Below are 21,893 nucleotides of genomic sequence, written 5' to 3' on the forward strand. Positions count from 1 at the left end.
GCTCCGCGGCGCCGCCGCCGTCGTCGTCCGGCGCGGCGTCCGCGGGGGCGGCGGCGAGGGCCGCCAGGAGCAGGACCCCGGCGGCCGAGAAGCGGGCGGCTGCTCTCATCGTCCATCCCTTCGAGTACGGCGTGCACGCGGGCGCGTGGAAGTGCGCCGGGCCGCACGGCGTGCGCGCATGACAAAAGGGATGTTTCGTGCGAGGGGCGGGGAAGGCAAGCACCCCGGCGGGTGTCGCCGCGGAGAGCCTCGGGGCGCCCCGGACGGGTCAGTCCGGCAGCCTCCCGTACTCCTCGCGGTGTGCGAACGCCGCACGCAGGTCCGGTTCGCCGATCGCCCGGACACCGCGGACGGCGACGCACGTCAGGTCCGTGGCCGCGGCACCGCGCCGCCCCGCCCGGCGGGCGAACGCGCCGAGCAGCCGCTGCCCGGCCGGCGACGCCCACGCCGAGTACGGGTGCACCTCGATCCGCGCTATCGCCAGGCAGCTCAGGGTCAGGGCCAGCGGCAGCGCGAACCAGAGCGCGATCAGATACCTCGGTATGTCCGTGGGGACGGGCAGCGCCAGCGCGGCGGCGCCGAGCGCGCACACCACCAGCGCGGCGAGCCGCACCCGGCGGACCGCCGCCGCGACCGTGTGCGTGCCGTCCGGCACGGCGAGACCGGCGGTGACCAGCCGGTCGGCCAGCCCGCGCATCGCGTCCGTGGCGGCGGCGGACGCCCGCACCGGGGCGATCCGGGACTGCCCCTCCGGTCCGATGACGCCGATCACCGACCGCTCCATCTCGTCCTGCCCGCGCGGGTCGACGACGGTCGCCCAGCCCGTGTGCGCGAGCAGGAGGCGTCGCTGACGGGCCATGGAGACCAGGGTCAGGTCGGCGACCCGCGCGGGGCCGCCCGAGAGGAAGGCCGCCTCGTAGAGGTCGAGTTCACGGCTGTGTGCCGAGTCCGCGTCGGCGGCCGCGGCGCGGGCGGCGGCCAGGCACAGCCGGGTGCACGCGATACCGGCGACGGCCCAGGCCGGCAGAAGGAGGAGGACCCAGAACATGCCGTTTTTCTATGCCAAAGGCCATGACCTCCGCCACGCCCTGTTCAGCATCCGGACCCCAGTGTTGCCGGTACGTGATGTTCCGTTCGGCCGTCTCAGTGCCGCAGCACCATCCGTCGCGTGGCCCGCGCCAGTCGCACCGCCGGCCGGCGCGAGCGGGGGACCGGCCCCGACCGCTCCCGCCACCACGCGCGCACCGCCCGCCGGACCCGGCCGTCGTCGAGTTCCCCGGGCCGCAGCAGATGCGCGGCGAAGTCCAGGGCGTCCCGGCGGTAGCCGCCGGTCATCGGCCTGACCCGCGCGTACGCGAGGAAGGCCGGCCGGTACGCCGCGCCCAGGATCTCCGGCAGTTCGGGCGCGACCTGGGCCACCACCCCGGCCCGCTTCCCGGCGAGCGCCCGTGCCTGCACCTCAAGGCGCTCCGCGTCGAACCCGTCGGGCACGGGCGCCCCGGCGACCAGCGCGCCCAGCAGCGCGGCCTGGCCGTCCCCGAGCCGCCGCCGGACGTCCTCCCCGACGGGCGGCACCGCGCGGCGCTCCCGCACGCCGGAGCCGGCGGGGGAACGGGCGGGCCCCCGGGTCCCCGCCCGTTCCGAAGCGGGGCCGGCGGACCCCCGTACCGCGTCCCGCCCCGTCTCCACCGCCGCCCGGATCGCGGCCAGTTCGCTCTCCAGCTCGCCCGGGTCGGGGAAGTTCTCGTCCCGCTCCAGCAGCACCCCCGGCGGTGCCACGCGCGAGGCGAGGTCGGTGAGGATGTCCAGGACCGGCCGCGGCACGGGATGGGCGTGGCTGTCGTGCCAGACGCCGTCCCGTTCGAAGCCGCCCGCGACGTGGACGTAGGCGAGGGCCTCCAGCGGAAGGTCCGCGAGGGCCTCGGCGGGGTCCTCGCCGCGGTTGACGTGGTTGGTGTACAGGTTGGCGACGTCGATCAGCAGCCGTACGCCGGTCCGGTCGGCCAGCTCGTACAGGAACTGGCCCTCGGTCAGCTCCTCGTCCGGCCAGGAGAACAGCGCGGCGATGTTCTCGACGGCGAGCGGCACGGGCAGCGCGTCCTGCGCGACGCGCACGTTGGCGCAGAGCACGTCGAGGGCGTCGCGGGTGCGCGGCACCGGCAGCAGGTGCCCGGCCTCCAGCCGGGGCGCGGCCGTCGGCGCGCCGCCCGCCCGTACGAACGCGATGTGCTCGGTGACCAGCGGCGATCCGAACGTCTCGGCCCGCTCGGCGAGAGCGGCGAGCCGCCCCGGATCGGGACGGCCCGCGTCGCCGAGCCCGAGCGAGACACCGTGCGGGACCACGGTGACGCCGCGCTCGCGCAGCCGCAGCAGCGACGCCGGAAGGTGGCCGGGGCAGACGTTCTCCGCCACGACCTCGACCCAGTCGATCCCCGGCATCAGCTCCACGGCGTCCGCGATCTCCGGACGCCAGCCGATGCCGGTCCCCAGTCGGCGCATGCCCTCACCCCCCGTCTCTGTTCCGCACATGCCGGGGGTATCGCCGCGGAACACGGCCCTCAACCGCGCGGCACACGCCTTCAGAGGAACATTTGAGGTTTCCGGTGCGGCGTCCCGGCCGCTACCGCCGCAGCGCCGGGTGGTCCGCCACCACCGTGCACGACCCCGGCGCGATCTCCGTGAACCCGGCGTCCCGCACCACCGGCAGCCCGCCCGCCGTCAGCCGCTCCCACCGCGCGGGGTCCGCGGTGCGCACGGCGAGCGGGAACCCCGCGTCGCGCCAGGCGGCCCGCTGTCCGTCGTCCAGTTCCCACCAGGCGAGCTGTGCGCCGTGCCCGGCCTGCGCCATCGCCTTGCCGGCCGACATGTCAAGACCGGGGCTGAGCCACAGCACCGGTCCGGCGGGATCGGCCGCCGGCGGGGGCTCGGGGTCGTCGAGGTCGGTGCCGGAGACCTGGAGCCTGGCGAGGTCCTTGGGCCAGCCGTCCAGCGGGACGGGCGGGAAGACCCGTACCTCCGCCGTCTTCCCGGTGACCGTGATGCCGGGCAGCGCCTCCGCGCGCCGCCACTCCGCGCCGCGCGCCCGCCGCACCACCTTGCGGATACGGGCGTCCTGCCAGTCCCGCATCGCCCGCGCCCACTCCCCGTCGCCGTGCGACCGCCCGTCGGCGAGGATCACCAGCACCGCGCGGGCCGCCGTCTCCAGTGCGTCGGTGCGGGCCGGCGGCGCGGCCCGCTCGATCCGCACCACCAGCGGCAGCACGAACTGCGGGGCGAGGTCGCGGTCGCCGGGCTCGGCGCGGAAGGGGCTGTCGGCGGTGGCGGTGGGATCGGTGCTCATGCCCCCAGTCTGCCAATACTCCGGTCAGCCCGAGCAGGCCGTCCGCTGCGCCTCCAGCCACTCGCAGGCCGGGCAGAGCGTGATCCCCTTGTACGACTCCGGGTACTCCGTCTCCTTCCGGCACAGCACGCACTCCGCGTACGGCGGGCCCTCGGCCTTCGGCGGTTTCGGCGCCTGTTCGATCAGGCAGTAGTCGTCGTCGCTCATACCACCAGCGTAGATCGGTCAGCGCCGTCCGTTGGCGGCCCCCACCAGCTCCGACACCTTCACGAACCGGTACCCCTGGCGGCGCAGCTCCGGGACGACCGCGCGCACCGCCCGCTCGGTCGTCGGGGCCGCGCTGCGCGTGCAGTGCATGACCACGACCGACCCCGGCCGCACCCCGTCCAGGACCTGCCGGGCCACCGCGTCCGCGTCCGTGGCGAAGGCGTCGCCGCTGACCACGTCCCACTGCACGGCGGTGACACCGGCGCCCGTCAGCTCCTTCAGGGCGGCGCGGTCGTGGCAGCCGCCCGGGAAGCGGAAGTACGGCATCGGCTCCGCGACCCCCGCCTCGCGGAACGCCGCGTACGCCCGCTCCACGTCCGCGCGCATCGCGCCCCGCGCCACGGTCGGCAGGCCGTAGCAGTCAGGGGTGAACGCGTGGTGGCTGTAGGAGTGGTTGGCGACCTCGAAGAGCCGGTCCCGGCCGATCGAGCGCGCCTGGTCGGGGTACTCCTCGGCCCACCGCCCGGTCATGAAGACCGTCGCCGGCACCTTCAGCTCCCGCAGCGCCGCGATCAGCTCCGGGTTGTCGAACCGTTCCCCGGCCGCCGCGCGCGGCCCCTGGTCGGCGGTCATGTCGGCGTCGAAGGTGAGGGCGACGGTCTTGTCACGCGAGCGCGGGCCGTGTGCGAAGACGGGGGTGAGCCCCGCCGGGCCGGGTGCGAGGGTCGGCGGCCGGGACGGGGCGGGCGCGGCCGACGAGGGCGGGGACGGTGCGGCCGGACGCGGTGCCTCGGCGGTCCCGCAGGCGGCGAGGGCGGCGCCCAGGGCACAGACGGCGACCGTACGTCGTACGAGAGTGATCATCGTACGAACGTATGGGGGGTTTCGTCCCGTCCCGTGGTGCGCGGCGCCGACCCGGCCGGACGGTCACCCGCCCGGCCTCCCGGACCGCCGGTTCACCTCCGCCAGGGGCCCGTCACCGCGAACGTCGTGCCCGGGGTGTAGCAGTTGACGTACATCGTCTCGCCGTCGGGGGAGAAGGTGACCCCGGCGAACTCGCCCCACTCGGGTTCCTCGGGCGTACCGATGTTCTGCGCGCCGCGCGCCATCGCGTACACCTCGCCCTGGCGCGTCACCCCGTAGACGTGCTGCGCGCCGTTGCCGTCCTCGCAGACCATGAGGCCGCCGCTGGGGGCCAGGCAGATGTTGTCCGGGGACTCGCCGGGCAGCTGGACGTCGGTGTCCGGGCCGAAGACGATCACCAGGGTGAGCCGGCGCCGCTCGGGGTCGTAGCGCCAGATCTGCCCGTAGTGGTCCGCCGCCGAGCCGTCCGCGCCGCGGGCGAACGACGACACGAAGTAGACGCTGCTCCCGCCCCAGTAGCAGCCCTCCAGTTTCTGGGCGTGGGTGATGCCGCCCCGGCCGAAGTCCTGGAAGCGGATGGGGGTCCCGCCGGCCAGCGGGTCGGGGACGTCCACCCACTCGATCCGGTCGAACGTCGCGCCGGTCTCCTGGACCGTGGAGAGGTCGGGGACGCCCGGTACGCGCATCGCCTGGAGCCGGCCGCCCGCGCGCAGCGAACCGGTACCGCCCAGCGGGTCCTCGGGCAGGAAACGGTAGAAGAGGCCGAACGGCTTCTCGAAGGCGTCCTCGGTCTCGTAGACGATCCCCCGTCGCGGGTCCACGGCGATCGCCTCGTGCTGGAAGCGGCCCATCGCGGTCAGCGGGACCGCTCCGGTGCGGTGCGGGTCGGCCGGATCGACCTCGAAGATGAAGCCGTGGTCCTTGGTGTAGCCGTTGGTGCCGGCCCTGTCCTCGGTCTCCTCGCAGGTCAGCCAGGTGCCCCAGGGGGTGGGTCCGCCCGCGCAGTTCACGGCCGTACCGGCGATGGCCACCCGCTCGGACAGCACCCGGTCGCGGGAGTCGAGGGTGAGCGCCGTACAGCCGCCCTTGCCGGCCGGGTCGTAGGTGAGGCCCTCGACGGTGGGGACGGGGTGCCGGCCGTCGGCCCGGTTCTCGTGGTTGCGGACCAGGTGGACGGCGCCGCGGCCGCGGCGGACGGGGAACGCGGACATGCCGTCGTGGTTGGAGGGGACGAGGCCCTCGCCGGAGCGGAGCGGCTCGCCCTCCCGGGACAGCACTCGGTAGCGGAAGCCGGCGGGGAGGTCGAGGAGCCCGTCCGGGTCGGGCACCAGGGGGCCGTACCCGGTGCGGCCGAGGGTCTGCGCGGCGGCGGTGCCGGTGAAGAGTTCCGTCAGGGCGCCGCTGAAGACGATGCCCGCTCCGAGGGCTCCGGAGCGGGCGATGAGTTCCCGGCGGGACGCCGGAGGTTCCTGACGGGGGGACGACACGGACATGGGGAAACCTTCCTGCTGGCGGACAGGACTGTGACCCCGCTGTGTTTATCACCTCGCAGGTGGCCCGGGAACCACGCGCGTAGCACGTGTCACGGTCGGTCACCCCGCACCGGTGCGCGGGGTGACCGACCGTCTCAGGAGGGGGTCACCCGGTCGTGGCCCGCGCCGGTTCCGTGACCTTCACCGGGTCCGTGCCGGTGGCGCTGTGCCGTTCGGCCCAGTTCTCCAGCGCCGTGCGGCAGGCGTGGTCCAGGTGGTGCAGCCCGGAGAGGTCCAGCTCGACCGGACGGTCCGGGGGCAGCGACTCCAGGCTGTCGAGGATCTTCGGCAGCCGCAGGAAGGTCGCGTTGCCCGACAGGTGCACCTGGACGGGTCCGGCGCCCTTGTCGACGACGTCCGTCCTGAGGTGCGAGGCCTCCCAGGCGGTCTTGACCACGGACAGCGCCAGACCGATCAGGACGCCCTCGAACATGTTGACGACGACGATCGACACGGCCGTGACGATCAGGATCAGGGCCTCGCCCCGGTGCCCCCGCCACAACGCCACCAGCTGGCGGAACGGGATCAGCTTCCACCCGGCGTGGATCAGGACGCCGGCCAGCGCGGGCAGCGGGATCAGGGCCAGCGCCGAGGGCAGCAGCGCGGCGAAGAGCAGCAGCCACACGCCGTGCAGGACCCGGGACGTCTTCGTCCTCGCGCCCGCCGCGACATTGGCCGAACTGCGCACGATCACCGCGGTCATCGGCAGCGCGCCGAGCAGACCGCTCACCGCGTTGCCCGCGCCCTGCGCCATCAGTTCCTTGTCGTACTCGGTGCGCGGACCGTCGTGCAGCCGGTCCACCGCGGCGGCGCTGAACAGGCTCTCGGCGGAGGCGATCAGGGTGAAGGCGGCGATCGTGCCGAAGATGCCGATGCTCGCCAGCTCGCCGAAGGCGTCCGCACCGGGCAGCTGCACGGAGTCCAGCAGGCCGTTGACCTCGACGGTGGCGACCGGCAGGCCGAAGGCGAGGACGGCGAGGGTGGCCAGGACGACCGCGGCGAGCGCGCCGGGCACGGTCTGCGCCCGCTTCGGCAGCTTCTTCCAGCCCACCATCACCGCGATGGTGCCCGCGCCGACCGCCACCGAGGCCAGGGCCTCGGTGGAGCCGACGGCGTCGGCGAACGCACCCGGCAGCCCGAGGATCTTGTCGAGGCCGGAGGCGGGCGCGTCGAGCCCGGCCGCCGCGTACAGCTGGCCCGCGATGATGACGAGCCCGATACCGGCCAGCATGCCCTCGACGACCGAGAGCGAGATGGCCCGGAACCAGCGCCCCAGCCTCAGGGCGCCCATGCCCAGCTGGAGCAGCCCGGTCGCCAGCACGATGACGCCGAGCGCGGCCAGGCCGTAGGTGTCGACGGCCTCGTAGACCAGGACGGTCAGTCCGGCGGCGGGGCCGGAGACCTGGAGGCTGCTGCCCGGCAGCAGGCCGACGACGATGCCGCCCACGATGCCGGTGACCAGGCCGAGTTCGGCCGGGACGCCGGAGGCGACGGCGACCCCGACGCAGAGCGGCAGCGCGACCAGGAAGACGACGAGGGAGGCGGCGAAGTCCTGCCGCAGGAAGGGGTACTTGGATATTCGGGTGGTGTTCTTCCGGTCCATGGCGGCGCTCACAGGGCTTCGAACGTGTCGGTGTCCGCGTCGTGCGCGAGCACGCGGCCGGTGTGCACCTCGTAGTACCAGCCGTGCAGCCGCAGGGTGCCCTCCGCCAGCCGGCGCTCCACGCACGGGTAGGAGCGCAGCCGCAGGATCTGGGCGAGGGCGTGGTTCTGCACGGCCTCTATCACGGTGGGGTCGTTGGGGTCGGTGCACTTGGGGGGCTCGGTGCCGTAGCCGAGCCAGTCGCGCACGGCCGGTACGGAGGTCAGGTCGTCGCCGCGGACCATGGCGCCGACGGCTCCGCAGTGCGAGTGGCCGCAGACCACGATGTCGTGCACGCCGAGCACCGTCACGGCGTACTCGATGGTGGCCGCCTCGCCGGTGGGGCGCTCGGCGGTGTACGGCGGCACGACGTTGCCCGCGGTGCGCAGCTCGAACAGCTCGCCGGGACGGGCGCCGGTGATCAGCGCGGGGACGACCCGCGAGTCGGCGCAGGTGATGAACAGGACGTCGGGGGACTGGCCTTCGGCGAACCTGGCGAACTCCTCAGGGCGCTGTCCGTACGAGCGGGCGTGGTCGATGAGGGGCTGCATGATGGGGTGATTCCTCCTGGCGCGCAGTGGGGGCGCGTCGGATGGGCAGGACAGGGTGGGGGGCTGCTCAGGTACTCAGCAGCGGAACACCTGGAGTGCCGCGGGGGTGCGGTCCGCCGAGGATCTCGACGGACGCCGGTGCCCGGTGCATGGCGGTGCCGGGTCCGAGGCGGCCTGGGTGCGCTGCCTCGGGAGCGGTCGCTCGGGGGCGTCGGGCGCCGGGGCGGCGGCGGAGCGGTGCCGGTCGCGTACCCGGAGAGGACCGGTCGGGTCCCCGGGGCGGCCGGTGTCGTGGCAGGCGACGGTCTCGACGCGCTGAGCCCGTGCGGAGGGATTGGTTCCGGACGGAGCTTTGGCCACGGCTTCACGACTTGTATGCGCGGATGCGAATGATCCGCCCGGAGTGAAGACCGGAAGGGCGAACAGGGTGACGGCGAGGAGTGAGATCAGGGCAGCAGCCCACGCACCTCGGAACATCCGCCCCCCTCGGCTGATCACGAACGCTGTGCACAGGCCAGCACTTGGTCAATGGCTGGTCAATGACTGGTCAAGAAAGACGTTAACCCGGCGAAGTCGTTTGCAGGGTTAACGTAGCGTTTCGAGTCTGAAGAGGACCTGAAAAGAGTGGCCGAGTGGCCCGAACGCCCCCTTGACCGGGGGCGTTCGGGTGTGGTCGGGGGCGCTCAGCCGGCCTGTACGAGCCCCGCCGCGTCGCGCGCCAGCGCGGTCAGCCGGGATATCGCCCGGAAGTACTTCTTGCGGTAGCCGCCGTTCAGCATGTCCTCGCCGAACAGCCGGTCGAAGGGCAGCCCGGACGCCAGCACCGGCACCTCGCGGTCGTAGAGCCGGTCCGCGAGCACCACCAGACGCAGCGCCGTCGACTGGTCCGGCACCGGGCGCACCCCGGTGAGGCACACGGCCGTGAGGTCGTCGGCCAGCGCGCCGTAGCGGCTGGGGTGCACGCGCGCGAGGTGGTCGAGCAGGTCGGGGAAGGCGTCGAGGGAAGCGCCCGCGGTGGCCTGCGCCGCCCGGGTGACCTGCTCGTCGGAGTACGGCGCCGGGGCCTCGGGAAGACCGCGGTGACGGTAGTCCTCGCCGTCGATGCGCAGGGTCTTGAAGTGGGCCGACAGGCCCTGGATCTCCCGGAGGAAGTCGGCCGCCGCGAACCGGCCCTCGCCGAGCTTGCCCGGCAGCGTGTTGGAGGTGGCGGCGAGCGCCACGCCCGCCTCCACGAGCCGGCCCAGCAGACTGGAGACGAGGACGGTGTCGCCCGGGTCGTCCAGCTCGAACTCGTCGATGCACAGCAGCCGGTGGCCGGAGAGCGTCCGCACGGTCTGCTGGAAACCGAGGGCGCCGACCAGATTGGTCAGCTCCACGAAGGTGCCGAACGCCTTGGCGGCGGGCTCGGCCGGGGTCGCGTGCCAGAGCGAGGCCAGCAGGTGGGTCTTGCCGACGCCGTAGCCGCCGTCGAGGTAGACACCGCGGGGGCCGGCCGGGGTCTTGGGCGCCTTGCCGCGGCCCAGTCCGAACAGGCCGCGCCGGCCGCCGGTCGCCGGGGCCGCGCCGAGTCCGGCCGCGAAACCCGCCAGGACCGTCACGGCCTCGCTCTGGCTCGGCTGGTTCGGGTCCGGTACGTACGTGTCGAACCGGACGGAGTCGAACCGCGGCGGCGGCACCATCTCGGCCACCAGACGGTCGGCCGGGACGTGCGGCTCACGGGCGCAGAGGGACAGCGGGGCCACGCCGGCTATGGAGCGGGACTCCGGGGCGGCGGGGCGGGGAGCGGGGGAGGGCGACGACACAGTTCATCATGCTAGATGCCCCGGACCGCCGTGGAAGACTGCACGGCATGCGACGCCTGTTCCCTGTGACCGACCAGACAGCGACGCCGGACGCGCCCCCGGCGGAGAGGGGCGAGCGCGAGTGGAGCCTCGAAGAGCTGGCCGCGGCCTACGCCTACCCCGCGCCCGGCGAGAGCGGGACCGGCGGCTGGCTGCGGGCCAACATGGTCTCCACCCTCGACGGCGCCGCCCAGCACGACAACCGCTCCCAGCCGATCTCCAGCCCCGCCGACATGCGGATCTTCGGCACGCTGCGGGCGCTCGCGGACGTGATCGTCGTAGGCGCCGAGACCGTCCGCCAGGAGGAGTACCGCCCCGCACGCGCGCGTGCGGAGTTCGCGGAGACGAGGCAGGCCGCCGGACAGGGACCGGCACCGGCGATCGCGGTCGTCAGCGCCTCCCTGGACCTGGACTTCTCACTGCCGCTCTACACCGCGCCGCTGGTGCCCACGGTCGTCCTGACCGGGGCCGCGGCACCGGCCGACCGGGTAGCCGCCGCGGAGAAGGCGGGCGCCAGGGTGGTGCGGGCCGGGGACGGCGCCGGCGTCGATCCCGCGCGGGCCGTCCGCGCCCTCGGCGAGCTGGGCCACCGGCGGCTGCTGACCGAGGGCGGCCCCCGGCTGCTCGGGCAGTTCGTCGCGGCCGGGGTGCTGGACGAGCTGTGCCTCGCGCTCGCCCCGATGCTTACGGCCGGGGACGCGCAGCGGATCGCCGGCGGCCCGTCGGTGGAGGTGCCCCGGCGGTTCCGGCTCGCCTCCCTGCTGGAGGAGGACGGATTCCTCTTCGGCAGCTACCGGCGGGTGTGACGGGCCGCCCGTCGCGTACGGCGGCCCGGTCGCTCCGGTCCGGCGATTATCGGAATCGGTCGTTCCGTTTGATCCGCGACGGGCACACTGAATCCGGCAGTACCCGTGCGGTCACGGGGCAGGATGGTTTCCTCAAGGGGCCGGCCACGGCTCACGAGGGTGGGGCCCGAGGGCCCGCGATGGAGAAGGGGCGCCTGGTGTTCACAAGCGTTTTGATGATCGAGAAGGCCCTGACGTCCGCCGACGTGGAGTTCGTCACCACCTTGCACGGGGACGAGGCCGTCTCCTTCCACGTGCTGCTCCAGCCCCGCGGCGACCAGGCGGACCGCCTGCTGCGGGCCATCGACGACGTCGCGCTCGGCGAGCTGGACGAGGCCGTCCGCGAGGGCGAGACCCCCGAGGGCGAGGAGGCGCTGACCGTCGGACAGCGCGCCCTGGAGGTCTCCCTCACCGCACTGCGCGCCTCCGGCAGCGAGGCGGTGGGCCGGCTGATCGACGACCACCCGCTGGACTCGCTCAAGAAGCTCGTCGAAGAGGTCGGCGCCGACGAGGTGATCGTCCTGACCGACCCGCACTACGTGGAGGAGTTCTTCCACCGGGACTGGGCCTCCCGCGCCCGGCACAAGGTCGGCGTCCCGGTGCTGAAGCTGTTCTCGCACAGCAAGGCGTGAGGCGGGCCCGGCGGGTGTGCGGGGCACGGCATAGGCTGACTTCCGCACGTCCGCCGTACCGCAGGACCGTACGGCGGGGCACCGAAGCAGCCAGACCAGCCAGACCAGCACGCACAGGGAGACACACATGGCACCCGGCCTCCCCGCCGCCATGGACCGACCGCACTTCATCGGCATCGGCGGCGCCGGCATGTCGGGGATCGCCAAGATCCTCGCCCAGCGCGGGGCCGAGGTGGCCGGCAGCGACGCGAAGGACTCCGCCACCGCGCAGGCGCTGCGCGCACTGGGCGCGACGGTCCACATCGGGCACGCCGCGGAGCACCTCGCCTCCGACGCGAGCTGCGTGGTCGTCTCCTCCGCGATCCGCGCCGACAACCCCGAGCTGGCCCGCGCCGCCGAGCGGGGCATCCCGGTCGTCCACCGCTCCGACGCGCTCGCCGCCCTGATGGAGGGGGTGCGCCCGCTCGCGGTGGCCGGCACGCACGGCAAGACCACCACCACCTCCATGCTGGCGGTCTCCCTGGCCGCGCTGGGCCTGGACCCCTCGTACGCGATCGGCGGCGACCTGGACGCCCCCGGCTCCAACGCGCTGCACGGCACCGGCGAGATCTTCGTCGCCGAGGCCGACGAGTCCGACCGCAGCTTCCACAAGTACGCCCCCGAGGTCGCCATCGTCCTCAACGTGGAACTCGACCACCACGCGAACTACGCGTCGATGGAGGAGATCTACGAGTCCTTCGAGACGTTCGCGGGCCGGATCGTGCCCGGCGGCACGCTGGTGGTCTCCGCCGACCACGAGGGCGCCCGCGAGCTGACCCGGCGGCTCGCGGGGACGGTACGGACGGTGACGTACGGGGAGGCCGCCGACGCCGACGTACGCATCCTCTCCGTGGTCCCGCAGGGCCTGAAGAGCGAGGTCACCGTCGTCCTCGACGGTACGGAGCTGACCTTCACCGTCTCCGTCCCCGGCCGCCACTACGCGTCCAACGCGGTCGCCGCCCTGGCCGCCGGCGCGGCCCTCGGCATCCCGGCCGCCGAGCTGGCCCCCGCGCTCGCCGCCTACACCGGCGTCAAGCGGCGCCTCCAGCTCAAGGGCGAGGCGGCGGGCGTCCAGGTGATCGACTCCTACGCCCACCACCCCACCGAGATGACGGCCGACCTGGAGGCGATGCGGGCCGCGGCCGGTGACGCGCGCATCCTCGTCGTCTTCCAGCCGCACCTGTTCTCCCGCACCCAGGAGCTGGGCAAGGAGATGGGCCAGGCGCTGGCGCTCGCGGACGCCTCGGTCGTCCTCGACATCTACCCGGCCCGCGAGGACCCGATCCCCGGCGTCACCAGCGAGCTGATCATCGAGGCCGCGCGCGCGGCCGGCGCGGACGTCACGCCGCTGCACGAGGCGGCCGGGGTGCCGGAGGCGATCGCGGGAATGGCGACCCCCGGTGATCTCGTTCTCACCATGGGAGCGGGAGACGTCACGGACCTCGGCCCGCTCATTCTGGACCGTCTCGGAAAGTAAGGAGCTGAGGACTCATGGCGTACAGCGTCGAGAAGTCGGACGAGCAGTGGCGCGAGGAGCTGTCCCCGGCCGAGTACGCCGTCCTGCGGCAGGCCGGCACGGAGCCCGCGTTCACCGGTGAGTACACCGACACCAAGACCCAGGGCGTGTACTCCTGCCGCGCCTGCGGCGCGGAGCTGTTCACCTCGACCACCAAGTTCGAGTCCCACTGCGGCTGGCCGTCCTTCTACGACCCGAAGGACAACGACGCGGTGGAGCTGCTGAGCGACACGTCCCACGGCATGGTCCGCACGGAGGTCCGCTGCGCCCGCTGCGGCTCCCACCTCGGCCATGTCTTCGAGGGCGAGGGCTACGCGACCCCGACGGACCAGCGGTACTGCATCAACTCGGTGTCGCTGCGGCTGGAGCCGGCGGAGAAGTAGGCAGGCCGGGGCGGGCCGTGTTCACACGGTCCGCCGCCCGGCGCCGAGCGGCAACCGCACCGTGAACACCGCACCGCCGGTGCCGCCGCCCAGCTCCACCGACCCCCCGTGCGCCTCGACCAGCGACCGCGCCACCGCCAGGCCCAGTCCGCTGCCGCCCCGGTCGCGGCTGCGGGCCTTGTCGACGCGGTAGAAGCGGTCGAAGACGCGGGAGCGGTCGGTGGGCGGGATGCCGGGGCCCGCGTCGGCGACCTCCACCCGGGCCGACTCCGCGTCCAGGGACACGCGCACGGAGACCGCCGTCCCCGGTGGCGTGTGGACGGCGGCGTTGGTCAGGAGGTTGTCCAGGACCTGGCGGACGCGTTGCGGGTCCAGCCGGAGGCGGACCGGTTCCTCGGGGGCCGTCACCGTCAGCGGGCGGCCCGGGTGTGAGGCGCGGAACGCGTCGGCCGCCTGGCGGGCCAGCTCCGTGAGGTCCGTCTCCGTCATCCGCAGCGGCGCCTCGACCTCCGCCGCGTCCAGGCGGGCCAGGAGCAGCAGGTCGTCCAGGAGGAAACCCATCCGGGCCGCCTCGGCGCGCAGCCGGGCCAGGTGCCGCTCGCGTTCGCCGGGCTCGTTGGCCGCCGCGTACTGGAAGAGGTCGGCGTAGCCGCGGACGGACATGAGGGGTGTGCGGAGTTCGTGGGATGCGTCGGCGACGAAGCGGCGCAGGCGCCGTTCCGCCTCCGCGCGGACCGCGAGGGAGTCGTCGATGTGCTCCAGCATCGCGTTGAAGGCGGTGCGCAGTTCGGTGACCTCCCGGCCGCCGTCCCGGCCGGCGTCGCGCAGCGGCAGCCGGGCCGCCGACTCGCTGAGGTCGTGCGAGGAGATGCCCTGTGCCGTGTCCGCCATGTCGCTCAGCGGCTTCAGGCCGCGGCGGAGCATGCGGCGGCCGAAGAACACCAGGGCGAGCAGGGCCAGACCGAACGCGACCACCTGGACCGTGATCAGGCGGTCCATCGTGTTCTCGATGTCCCCGAGCGGCGCCGCGCTGACCAGCACCACCCCCGGCTGCACCTCGCAGGCCCGCACCAGATACGGGCCGTCCCGGTCGAGCCGTACCGTGCGCGTGACGTCCTCGCCCGTACTCGCCATCTCCTCGGCCAGCGCGGTCAGCGCGCCGGGGTCGGCGGGCACGTCGGCGGGCCTGCGCAGGTCGGCGGCGGTGCCGGAGACGTCGTAGACGGCCGTGTACCAGCCGTAGTACGGCTGCCGCTGCACCGTGCCGTGCGCCGCCGCGTCCTTGGTCTGCACCACCTGCACCAGCTTCATCTGGTCGACGAGCTGGTGCTCCAGGTAGTCCCGCATGTACGTGGTGAGCGCCGTGCCGACCACAGCGAACGCCAGCAGGGAGAGCGCTCCGAGGCCGAGGGCGAGACGGGTGCCCAGCCGTGATCCGCGGTAGGCCCGCCACAGCCTTCGGAGCAGCCCGGTCACGGGGCCGCCCGGCGCAGCGCGTAGCCGAAGCCGCGCACCGTGTGGATCAGCGAACCGCCGTCGCCGCCCGCCTCGTCGAGTTTGCGGCGCAGCCGGCTGACGACCAGCTCCACCACGTTGGACCGGCCGCCGAAGCCGTACTCCCACACGTGGTCCAGGATCTGCGCCTTGGTGAGCACGGTCGGTGACTTGCGCATCAGGTAGCGCAGGACCTCGTACTCGGTGGGGGTGAGGCCGATCAGCGTGGAGCCGCGGCGTACCTCGCGGGTGTCCTCGTCCATCGTCAGGTCCGCCACGCTCAGCACGGAGCGCTGGAAACCGGGGCCCGCGCTGCGCCGCAGCACGGTCCGCAGCCGCGCCATCAGCTCCTCCACCGCGAACGGCTTGACCAGGTAGTCGTCGCCGCCCCGGGTCAGCCCCGCCACCCGGTCGGCGACCTGGTCACGGGCGGTGAGGAACACCACCGGCACCATCGTCCCCGAGCGGCGCAGCCGCTCCAGGACGCCGAACCCGTCGATGTCGGGGAGCATCAGGTCGAGCACCACGATGTCCGGGTGGAACGCGGCGGCGGTGCGCAGCGCCTCCTCGCCGGAGTTCGCGGTGGCCGCCTCCCAGCCCTCGTACCGGGCGACCGTGGCGACCAGGTCGGCGATGGGCGGGTCGTCGTCCACGACGAGGAGTCGTACTTTTTCCACCCGCCCATAGTGCGTCACCCGGCCCGCGACGCCGAGCCCCGGATCACCGCCGTACCGGGATCGATAACCAGTCGAAAGGCGGCCGACAGGAAAACGACAGGGCGCGCGGGTGAAGCTCGACAGCGTGACCACTGCCCCCCGCGTTCCACGAGTTCCACGAGTTCCGCGAGCCGTCCAGGCGCCCACCGCCTCCGCGCTCCGCCCGAAGGCGGTGGCCCGTACCGGCCTCTACGCGTTCTGCGCCGCCAACGCCCTCGTCGTCGCCGTCCTCTTCGTCCAGGGCGGGTTCGCCTCCAACGCGCTGATCGTGCTGGGCCGCCTGGCCGGGCTGTACGGCGCCCTGTTCATGGCGTTCCAGCTGCTGCTCGTCGCCCGGCTGCCCTGGCTCGACCGCCGCATCGGCATGGACCGGCTGACCTCCTGGCACCGCTGGACCGGCTTCGGCGTGCTGTGGACGCTCCTCGCGCACGTCGTCCTGATCAGCTTCGGCTACGCCCAGGGGTCCTCCCTGGACCCGCTGAACCAGCTGATCGACCTCGCCGAGACCGTCGAGGGCGTGCTGCGGGCCCTGGTCGCCTTCGTGCTGCTGATCGTGATCGGCGGGGTCTCCGCGCGCGCCGCGCGACGCCGCCTCGCCTACGAGACCTGGCACTTCATCCACCTCTACACCTACGTCGCCGTCGTGCTGGCCTTCACCCACCAGGTCGCCGCCGGGACCTCCTTCACCTCCTCGTCCTGGGGAACGGCGTACTGGTACACGCTGTGGGGCGCCGCGCTCGCCGCCGTGTTCACGGGGCGGCTGGCGCTCCCCCTGTGGCGGAACCTGCGCCATCGGCTGCGTGTCTCGGCCGTGGTGCCCGAGAACGAGCACGTCGTCTCCGTGTACGTCACCGGACGCGACCTCGACCGGCTGCCCGCGCGCGCCGGACAGTTCTTCCTGTGGCGGTTCCTGACCCGGGACCGCTGGTGGCAGGCGAACCCCTTCTCGCTCTCCGCCGCGCCCGACGGCCGCACCCTGCGCCTCACCGTCAAGACCGCCGGCGACGGCACCGCCGCGATACGGCACCTCAAACCCGGCACCCGCGTCTTCGCCGAGGGTCCCTACGGCGCGTTCACCGCCATGCACCGCACCCGGCCCGACGCCCTGCTGATCGCGGGCGGCGTCGGCGTCACCCCGATCCGCGCGCTCCTGGAGGAGCTGCCGGGGCACGCCGTCGTCGTCTACCGGGTCACCGCCGAGCGGGACGCCGTCCTCCACGACGAACTGCGCGACCTCGCCGCCGCCAGGGGCGCCGAACTGCACCTCGTGACCGGACCGCCCGTACCCGACCGGCTCGCCCCGGCCGAACTGGCCCGGCTCGTCCCCGACCTCGCCGACCGCGACGTGTTCCTGTGCGGGCCGCCGCCCATGATGAACGCCGTGCTGGGCACTCTGCGCGAGCTGGACGTGCCCGCCTCCCAGATCCACTTCGAGCGCTTCAGCCTGGCCGGCTGAGGCAGCGGACGAGACGAGAACACGCCGTGAAACGAGCCATACCCGTCCTGGTCCTGAGCGTCGCGGGGCTGATCCCCGTCTGGCGCTACGCCCCCTCCGTCGGCGGCGGTTCGACGGTCGCGGAGGTCGCCCCGGCGCCGGCGCCGACCGCCTCCGCCTCTGCCTCTGCCTCCGCCTCGCAGGGTTCCGGTGGAAGCGCCGAACGCGTCGTCGACGGCGCCACCGTCAGCACCGAGAAGGGTCCCGTACAGGTCCGGGTCACCCTCGACGGCGACCGCATCACCGCCGTCACCCTGCTCCAGCAGCCCAACCACCCGCAGACCACGGCCGCCGTCCCGCAACTCGTCGAGGAGACCCTCGAAGCGCAGAGCGCCGACATCGACACCGTCTCCGGCGCCACCATCACCAGCGACGGCTACCGCACCTCCCTCCAGGCGGCCCTCGACGCAGGAGGCGTCTGAGATGCGGCGCGTCGAGCACGTCATGGGGTTCCCCGTCTCCCTCCGGGTGGACGACCTCCCGGGCGAGGAAGTCTTCGAACGCGCCGCCGACGCCGTCTTCGGCTGGCTGCGCGAGGTCGACGCCCGCTTCAGCCCTTTCCGGGCCGACAGCGAGGTCTCCCGGTACGGGCGGGGCGAGCCACTGGAACCCAGCGCCGACCTGCGCGAGGTGCTCGGGCTGTGCGAGGAGTACCGGGCCGCGAGCGGCGGCGCGTTCGACGCCCGGCCGCCGGGGCGGGACTTCGACCCCTGCGCGGTGGTGAAGGGCTGGTCGGTGCAGCGGGCGGCCGAGCTGCTGCGCGCGGCCGGAGCACGCCGCTTCTGCCTCAACGCCGGCGGTGACGTGGTCGCCGCCGGCGGGCCCTGGCGGGTCGGCGTACGCCACCCCGACCGCGCCGACCGGATCTGTACGGTCCTCGACGTCGCCGACGCGGCCGTCGCGACCTCCGCCCGCTACGAACGCGGCGACCACATCGTGGACGGCCGCACCGGGGAACCGGCGAAGGAACTGCTCAGCCTGACCGTGCTGGCGCCGACCCTCACCGAGGCCGACGCGGTCGCCACGGCGGCGTTCGCGCTCGGCCGCGAGGGAGTGCCGTGGGCCGCGGCCCGGCCGGGCTGCGAGGTCTTCGCGGTGGACGCCGGACGCCGGGTGCTGCGGACCCCGGGATGGCCGGCCGCGAGGGCGGAGAAGTCGGCGGCGTAGCGAGCGCGACCTGGGGAAGGAGTCCCGGGCGGCGCGTCTAGACTCTCCCGGCATCGACCGGACGAGGCTGAGCAGCACCTCCCTCTCCTCCACCCAGCGAAAACCCACCGAAGGGTATGCGGCGCTTTGATACGGATAGATTCAGTCACCAAGCGGTACCCGGACGGGACGGTGGCGGTCGACCGGCTGTCGCTGGAGATACCCGACCGGTCGATCACGGTCCTCGTCGGCCCCTCGGGCTGCGGCAAGACGACGACCCTGCGGATGATCAACAGGATGGTCGAGCCCAGCGAGGGCACGATCCTCCTCGACGGCGAGGACGTCACCCGGCAGCCGGTCACCACCCTGCGCCGCTCCATGGGCTACGTCATCCAGAACGCCGGCCTCTTCCAGCACCGCACGATCGTCGACAACATCGCCACCGTGCCCCGCATGCTCGGCTGGAGTAAGCAGAAGGCCCGCGAGCGCGCGGCGGAGCTGATGGAGCGGGTCGGCCTCGACCCCGCCCTCGCCAAGCGCTACCCGTACCAGCTCTCCGGCGGCCAGCAGCAGCGCGTCGGCGTCGCCCGCGCGCTCGCCGCGGACCCGCCGGTGCTGCTCATGGACGAGCCGTTCTCCGCCGTCGACCCCGTGGTCCGCAAGGGCCTCCAGGACGAACTCCTGCGCATCCAGGACGAACTGGGCAAGACCATCGTCTTCGTCACCCACGACATCGACGAGGCCATCAAGCTCGGCACGATGGTCGCGGTGATGCGCGAGGGCGGCCACCTCGCCCAGTACGCGCCGCCCGCCGAACTGCTCTCCGACCCCGCCGACCCCTTCGTGGAGGACTTCCTCGGCGCCGACCGGGGCGTGCGCCGGCTCTCCTTCTTCGACTCCACCGCGCTGGAGCCGACCACCGACCCGGTCGTCCCCGTGGACGCCACCGCCCGGCGGATCGCCGCCGCGGCCAAGGCCGCGCCGCACGTGCTGGTCACCGACGCCGACGGCCGCCCGCTCGGCTGGAGCGAGCCGCGCGACGTCACCCCCGGCGACATCGACCCCGCCCGGCTGCTGCCCTACGGACGGCCGTTCGTGCCCGGCACCGACTCGCTGCGCGCCGCGCTGGACTGCGCCGTGCTCTCGCCCGTCGGGTGGGCGGTCGCCGTGGACACCGAAGGCAAGGTCACCGGTGTCGTCTCGCAGACGGCCATCGCCGAGGCGATCCGCCACGCCCACGCGCGCGTGCGGAGCCTCCCCGACGCCGAGGTCGCCGGATGAACGGCTTCTTCGACATCCCCAGCGACCTGCAGAACACCTACCTCGGCCTGATCGGACTGCACCTGCGCGAGGCGCTGCTGCCGGTCCTCGCGGGCCTGCTGCTCGCCCTGCCGCTGGCCCAGCTCTGCGTCCGCTTCCGCTGGCTGTACCCGCCGGTCCTCGGCGTCACGACCGTGCTCTACGCCATCCCGTCGCTGGCCTTCTTCGTCGTCCTCATCGACTACACCGGCCAGACCGAGCTGACCGTGATGATCCCGCTGGCCGTGTACAGCCTCGTGGTGCTCGTCCCGGCCATCGTCGACGGCGTCCGCTCGGTGCCCGAGGAGACCCTCGCCGCGGCGACCGCCATGGGCTTCGGACCCGTACGGCGCTACGCTCAGGTACAGCTGCCGATCGCCGTACCCGCGATCATGGCGGGCCTCAGGGTGGCCACCGTCTCCAGCATCTCGCTGGTCAGCGTCGGCGCGCTCATCGGCAACCAGGGCGCCCTCGGCAACCTGCTCGCCGCCGCGCAGAAGTACGACCGCCCCGAACTGGCCGCCAACTCCGTCATCACCACGGCCCTCCTCGCCATCGCCTGCGACGCCGCGCTCGTCGGCCTCCGCGTGCTGCTGACCCCCTGGATGCCGCGCGGCTCCCGGCCCCGCCCGAAGACCGGGCGCACGGCGGTGACCGGATGAACGTCCTCGACTTCGCCAACGCCTTCTTCAGCGACAGCGCCCACTGGCACGGCTACGACGGCATCCCGCAACGCCTGTGGGAACACGTCCAGTACTGCCTGCTGGCCCTCGCCGTCGCCGCCGCGATCGGCCTGCCCGTCGGGCTCGTCACCGGGCACACCGGGCGCGGCGGCAACGCCCTGGCCTTCGTCGCGACGGCCGCCCGCGCGCTGCCCAGCTTCGGCCTGCTGGTGCTGATCGTCGTCACCTGGGGCTTCGGACTGGTGCCGGTCCTGATCCCGCTGGTCGTCCTCGCCGTCCCGCCGATCCTCGTCACCACCTACGAGGCGGTGCGCTCCGTCGACCCCGCCCCGGTGGACGCCGCGCGGGGCATGGGCATGCGCGAGAGCGGCATCCTGCTCCGGGTGGAACTGCCCGTCGCCCTGCCGCTGATCCTCAGCGGCATGCGCTCGGCGGCCATCCAGATCGTGTCGACGGCCACCATCGCCGCCTACGTCAGCCTCGGCGGCCTCGGCCGGTACATCGTCGACGGCCTGTACCAGCGGGACTACGAGAAGGTCGTCGGCGGCGCCACGCTGGTGGCCGTACTGGCCCTGGTGACGCTGGGCCTGTTCTGGGCGGCGGGCCGGACCGCGGTGTCGCCGGGAGTGCGGAGAAAACCGTGACCAGGCCGTTCTTGACTCACCGAACAGCGACGAGATGGGATCGGTGGATGACTTTCACCGCTAAGAGCAGCAGGTCCAGGACGAGGCACACCGGCGCGGCGGCCGTCGCGCTCACTGCCGCAGCGGCGCTGCTCGCGGGCTGTTCCTCCGACAGCGACGGCGGCGACAACCCGCTCGAGGGCGAGAAGGCGGAGGCCGGCACGGTCGTCGTCGGCTCGAACAACTTCGCCGAGTCCACGCTGCTCGCCGACATCTACGGCGAGGCCCTCAAGGCCAAGGGCCTCAAGGTCACCTACAAGCACAACATAGGCAGCCGCGAGACGACGTACGGGCTGATGAAGAACGGTTCCGTCACCGTCCTGCCCGAGTACAACGGCTCGCTCCTGGCCTACCTCGACGCCGACGCCGAACAGACGTCGGCCGAAGAGGTCGACACGGCGGCCAAGGCCGCGCTCGACAAGAGCCTGACGCTCCTCGAATCCTCGCCTGCCGAGGACAAGGACTCGGTGAGCGTCAACGCGGCGACGGCGAAGAAGTACAAGCTCACCGCCGACTCGACGCTCGCCGACCTCAAGGACATCGCCCCGGAGCTGGTGATCGGCGGTTCGCCCGAGTTCCAGACCCGCGAGCAGGGCCTGAAGGGCCTGGAGTCGCAGTACGGGCTGAAGTTCAAGTCGTTCAAGGCGCTGGACGCGGGCGGCCCGCTGACCCAGGCGGCGCTGACCAAGAACACCGTGCAGGCCGCGGACATCTTCACCACCGACCCGGCCATCGTGAAGGAGAAGTTCGTCGTCCTGAAGGACCCGGACAACTTCTTCGGCTTCGCCAACGTCACCCCGCTCGTCAACAAGGAGGGCCTCTCCGAGGAGGGCGTCGCCGCGCTGAACGCGGTCTCCGCCGCCCTCGACACCGAGACCCTCCTGGACCTCGACGCGCAGGTGCAGCTCGACAAGAAGGACCCGCTCGACGTGGCCAAGAGCTGGCTGAAGTCGGCGAACCTGGGCTGACCGCCCGGCCCCTGCCC

Annotated in this window: 22 protein-coding genes; 11 read left to right on the forward strand and 11 right to left on the reverse strand. The window is 73.3% G+C overall.

Annotated elements, in window-relative coordinates; genetic code table 11:
• Positions 1-268 precede the first annotated feature (268 nt).
• The 9 genes from UW392_RS45700 to zapE all read right to left on the reverse strand — a co-directional run bounded on the left by UW392_RS45700 (position 269) and on the right by zapE (position 9,938).
• Positions 269-1,048, reverse strand: coding sequence for a TIGR04222 domain-containing membrane protein (locus tag UW392_RS45700; protein WP_320781247.1), 780 nt, complete (start codon positions 1,046-1,048; stop codon positions 269-271).
• 95 nt (positions 1,049-1,143) lie between these two features.
• Positions 1,144-2,499: a DUF692 domain-containing protein gene (locus UW392_RS45705; RefSeq protein WP_320781248.1), complete on the reverse strand. Its 1,356-nt coding sequence runs from the start codon at positions 2,497-2,499 to the stop codon at positions 1,144-1,146.
• A 121-nt stretch (positions 2,500-2,620) separates the two neighbouring features.
• Positions 2,621-3,340: an aminoacyl-tRNA hydrolase gene (locus tag UW392_RS45710; RefSeq protein WP_320781249.1), complete on the reverse strand. Its 720-nt coding sequence runs from the start codon at positions 3,338-3,340 to the stop codon at positions 2,621-2,623.
• 24 nt (positions 3,341-3,364) lie between these two features.
• Positions 3,365-3,547, reverse strand: coding sequence for a hypothetical protein (locus UW392_RS45715; protein WP_320781250.1), 183 nt, complete (start codon positions 3,545-3,547; stop codon positions 3,365-3,367).
• A gap of 18 nt (positions 3,548-3,565) precedes the next feature.
• Positions 3,566-4,411, reverse strand: a complete 846-nt coding sequence (locus UW392_RS45720) for a polysaccharide deacetylase family protein (RefSeq protein ID WP_320781251.1) — start codon at positions 4,409-4,411, stop codon at positions 3,566-3,568.
• 92 nt (positions 4,412-4,503) lie between these two features.
• Positions 4,504-5,904 carry a PhoX family protein gene (locus UW392_RS45725; protein ID WP_320781252.1) on the reverse strand — a complete coding sequence of 467 codons (1,401 nt, stop codon included), beginning with the start codon at positions 5,902-5,904 and terminating at the stop codon, positions 4,504-4,506.
• A gap of 145 nt (positions 5,905-6,049) precedes the next feature.
• Entirely contained in the window at positions 6,050-7,546 is a 1,497-nt protein-coding gene (locus tag UW392_RS45730) for a SulP family inorganic anion transporter (protein ID WP_320781253.1), read from the reverse strand.
• Between the two features lie 8 nt (positions 7,547-7,554).
• Positions 7,555-8,136 (reverse strand): carbonic anhydrase, encoded by a 582-nt coding sequence (locus UW392_RS45735; RefSeq protein WP_320781254.1) that lies wholly within the window; start codon positions 8,134-8,136, stop codon positions 7,555-7,557.
• A gap of 683 nt (positions 8,137-8,819) precedes the next feature.
• Positions 8,820-9,938 (reverse strand): cell division protein ZapE, encoded by a 1,119-nt coding sequence (zapE, locus tag UW392_RS45740; RefSeq protein ID WP_414497395.1) that lies wholly within the window; start codon positions 9,936-9,938, stop codon positions 8,820-8,822.
• Positions 9,939-9,985: 47 nt separating this feature from the next.
• Here zapE and UW392_RS45745 point away from each other — a divergent pair, with 47 nt between their 5' ends.
• The 4 genes from UW392_RS45745 to msrB all read left to right on the forward strand — a co-directional run bounded on the left by UW392_RS45745 (position 9,986) and on the right by msrB (position 13,392).
• On the forward strand, positions 9,986-10,783 hold the full coding sequence (locus UW392_RS45745; RefSeq protein ID WP_320781255.1) for a pyrimidine reductase family protein: 798 nt from the start codon (positions 9,986-9,988) through the stop codon (positions 10,781-10,783).
• Between the two features lie 215 nt (positions 10,784-10,998).
• Positions 10,999-11,454: an indole-3-glycerol phosphate synthase gene (locus tag UW392_RS45750; protein ID WP_320781256.1), complete on the forward strand. Its 456-nt coding sequence runs from the start codon at positions 10,999-11,001 to the stop codon at positions 11,452-11,454.
• A 127-nt stretch (positions 11,455-11,581) separates the two neighbouring features.
• Complete coding sequence (gene murC, locus UW392_RS45755; RefSeq protein ID WP_320781257.1) at positions 11,582-12,970, forward strand: UDP-N-acetylmuramate--L-alanine ligase; 1,389 nt, start codon at positions 11,582-11,584, stop codon at positions 12,968-12,970.
• 14 nt (positions 12,971-12,984) lie between these two features.
• Positions 12,985-13,392 (forward strand): peptide-methionine (R)-S-oxide reductase MsrB, encoded by a 408-nt coding sequence (gene msrB / locus UW392_RS45760; protein WP_320781258.1) that lies wholly within the window; start codon positions 12,985-12,987, stop codon positions 13,390-13,392.
• Positions 13,393-13,413: 21 nt separating this feature from the next.
• Here the strand turns inward: msrB and UW392_RS45765 are convergent, their stop codons facing one another.
• Together UW392_RS45765 and UW392_RS45770 are read right to left on the reverse strand one after the other, a co-directional pair.
• Complete coding sequence (locus tag UW392_RS45765) at positions 13,414-14,859, reverse strand: HAMP domain-containing sensor histidine kinase (RefSeq protein ID WP_320781280.1); 1,446 nt, start codon at positions 14,857-14,859, stop codon at positions 13,414-13,416.
• A gap of 5 nt (positions 14,860-14,864) precedes the next feature.
• Positions 14,865-15,563, reverse strand: a complete 699-nt coding sequence (locus tag UW392_RS45770; RefSeq protein WP_320781259.1) for a response regulator transcription factor — start codon at positions 15,561-15,563, stop codon at positions 14,865-14,867.
• A 124-nt stretch (positions 15,564-15,687) separates the two neighbouring features.
• Here UW392_RS45770 and UW392_RS45775 point away from each other — a divergent pair, with 124 nt between their 5' ends.
• The 7 genes from UW392_RS45775 (at position 15,688) to UW392_RS45805 (ending at position 21,876) form a co-directional block, all read left to right on the forward strand.
• On the forward strand, positions 15,688-17,058 hold the full coding sequence (locus tag UW392_RS45775; RefSeq protein ID WP_414497399.1) for a ferric reductase-like transmembrane domain-containing protein: 1,371 nt from the start codon (positions 15,688-15,690) through the stop codon (positions 17,056-17,058).
• 26 nt (positions 17,059-17,084) lie between these two features.
• Positions 17,085-17,519 carry an FMN-binding protein gene (locus UW392_RS45780; RefSeq protein ID WP_320781260.1) on the forward strand — a complete coding sequence of 145 codons (435 nt, stop codon included), beginning with the start codon at positions 17,085-17,087 and terminating at the stop codon, positions 17,517-17,519.
• Position 17,520: 1 nt separating this feature from the next.
• A complete protein-coding gene (locus UW392_RS45785; protein ID WP_320781261.1) occupies positions 17,521-18,264 on the forward strand; it encodes an FAD:protein FMN transferase in 744 nt (247 codons plus the stop codon).
• A 126-nt stretch (positions 18,265-18,390) separates the two neighbouring features.
• A complete protein-coding gene (locus tag UW392_RS45790; protein WP_320781262.1) occupies positions 18,391-19,524 on the forward strand; it encodes an ABC transporter ATP-binding protein in 1,134 nt (377 codons plus the stop codon).
• Entirely contained in the window at positions 19,521-20,204 is a 684-nt protein-coding gene (locus UW392_RS45795; RefSeq protein WP_320781263.1) for an ABC transporter permease, read from the forward strand. Before UW392_RS45790 ends, UW392_RS45795 begins: the two co-directional genes overlap by 4 nt.
• Entirely contained in the window at positions 20,201-20,869 is a 669-nt protein-coding gene (locus UW392_RS45800; protein WP_320781264.1) for an ABC transporter permease, read from the forward strand. Before UW392_RS45795 ends, UW392_RS45800 begins: the two co-directional genes overlap by 4 nt.
• 47 nt (positions 20,870-20,916) lie before the next feature.
• Positions 20,917-21,876 carry an ABC transporter substrate-binding protein gene (locus tag UW392_RS45805; RefSeq protein WP_320781265.1) on the forward strand — a complete coding sequence of 320 codons (960 nt, stop codon included), beginning with the start codon at positions 20,917-20,919 and terminating at the stop codon, positions 21,874-21,876.
• Positions 21,877-21,893 lie beyond the last annotated feature (17 nt).

Source organism: Streptomyces sp. CRN 30, assembly GCF_034105845.1.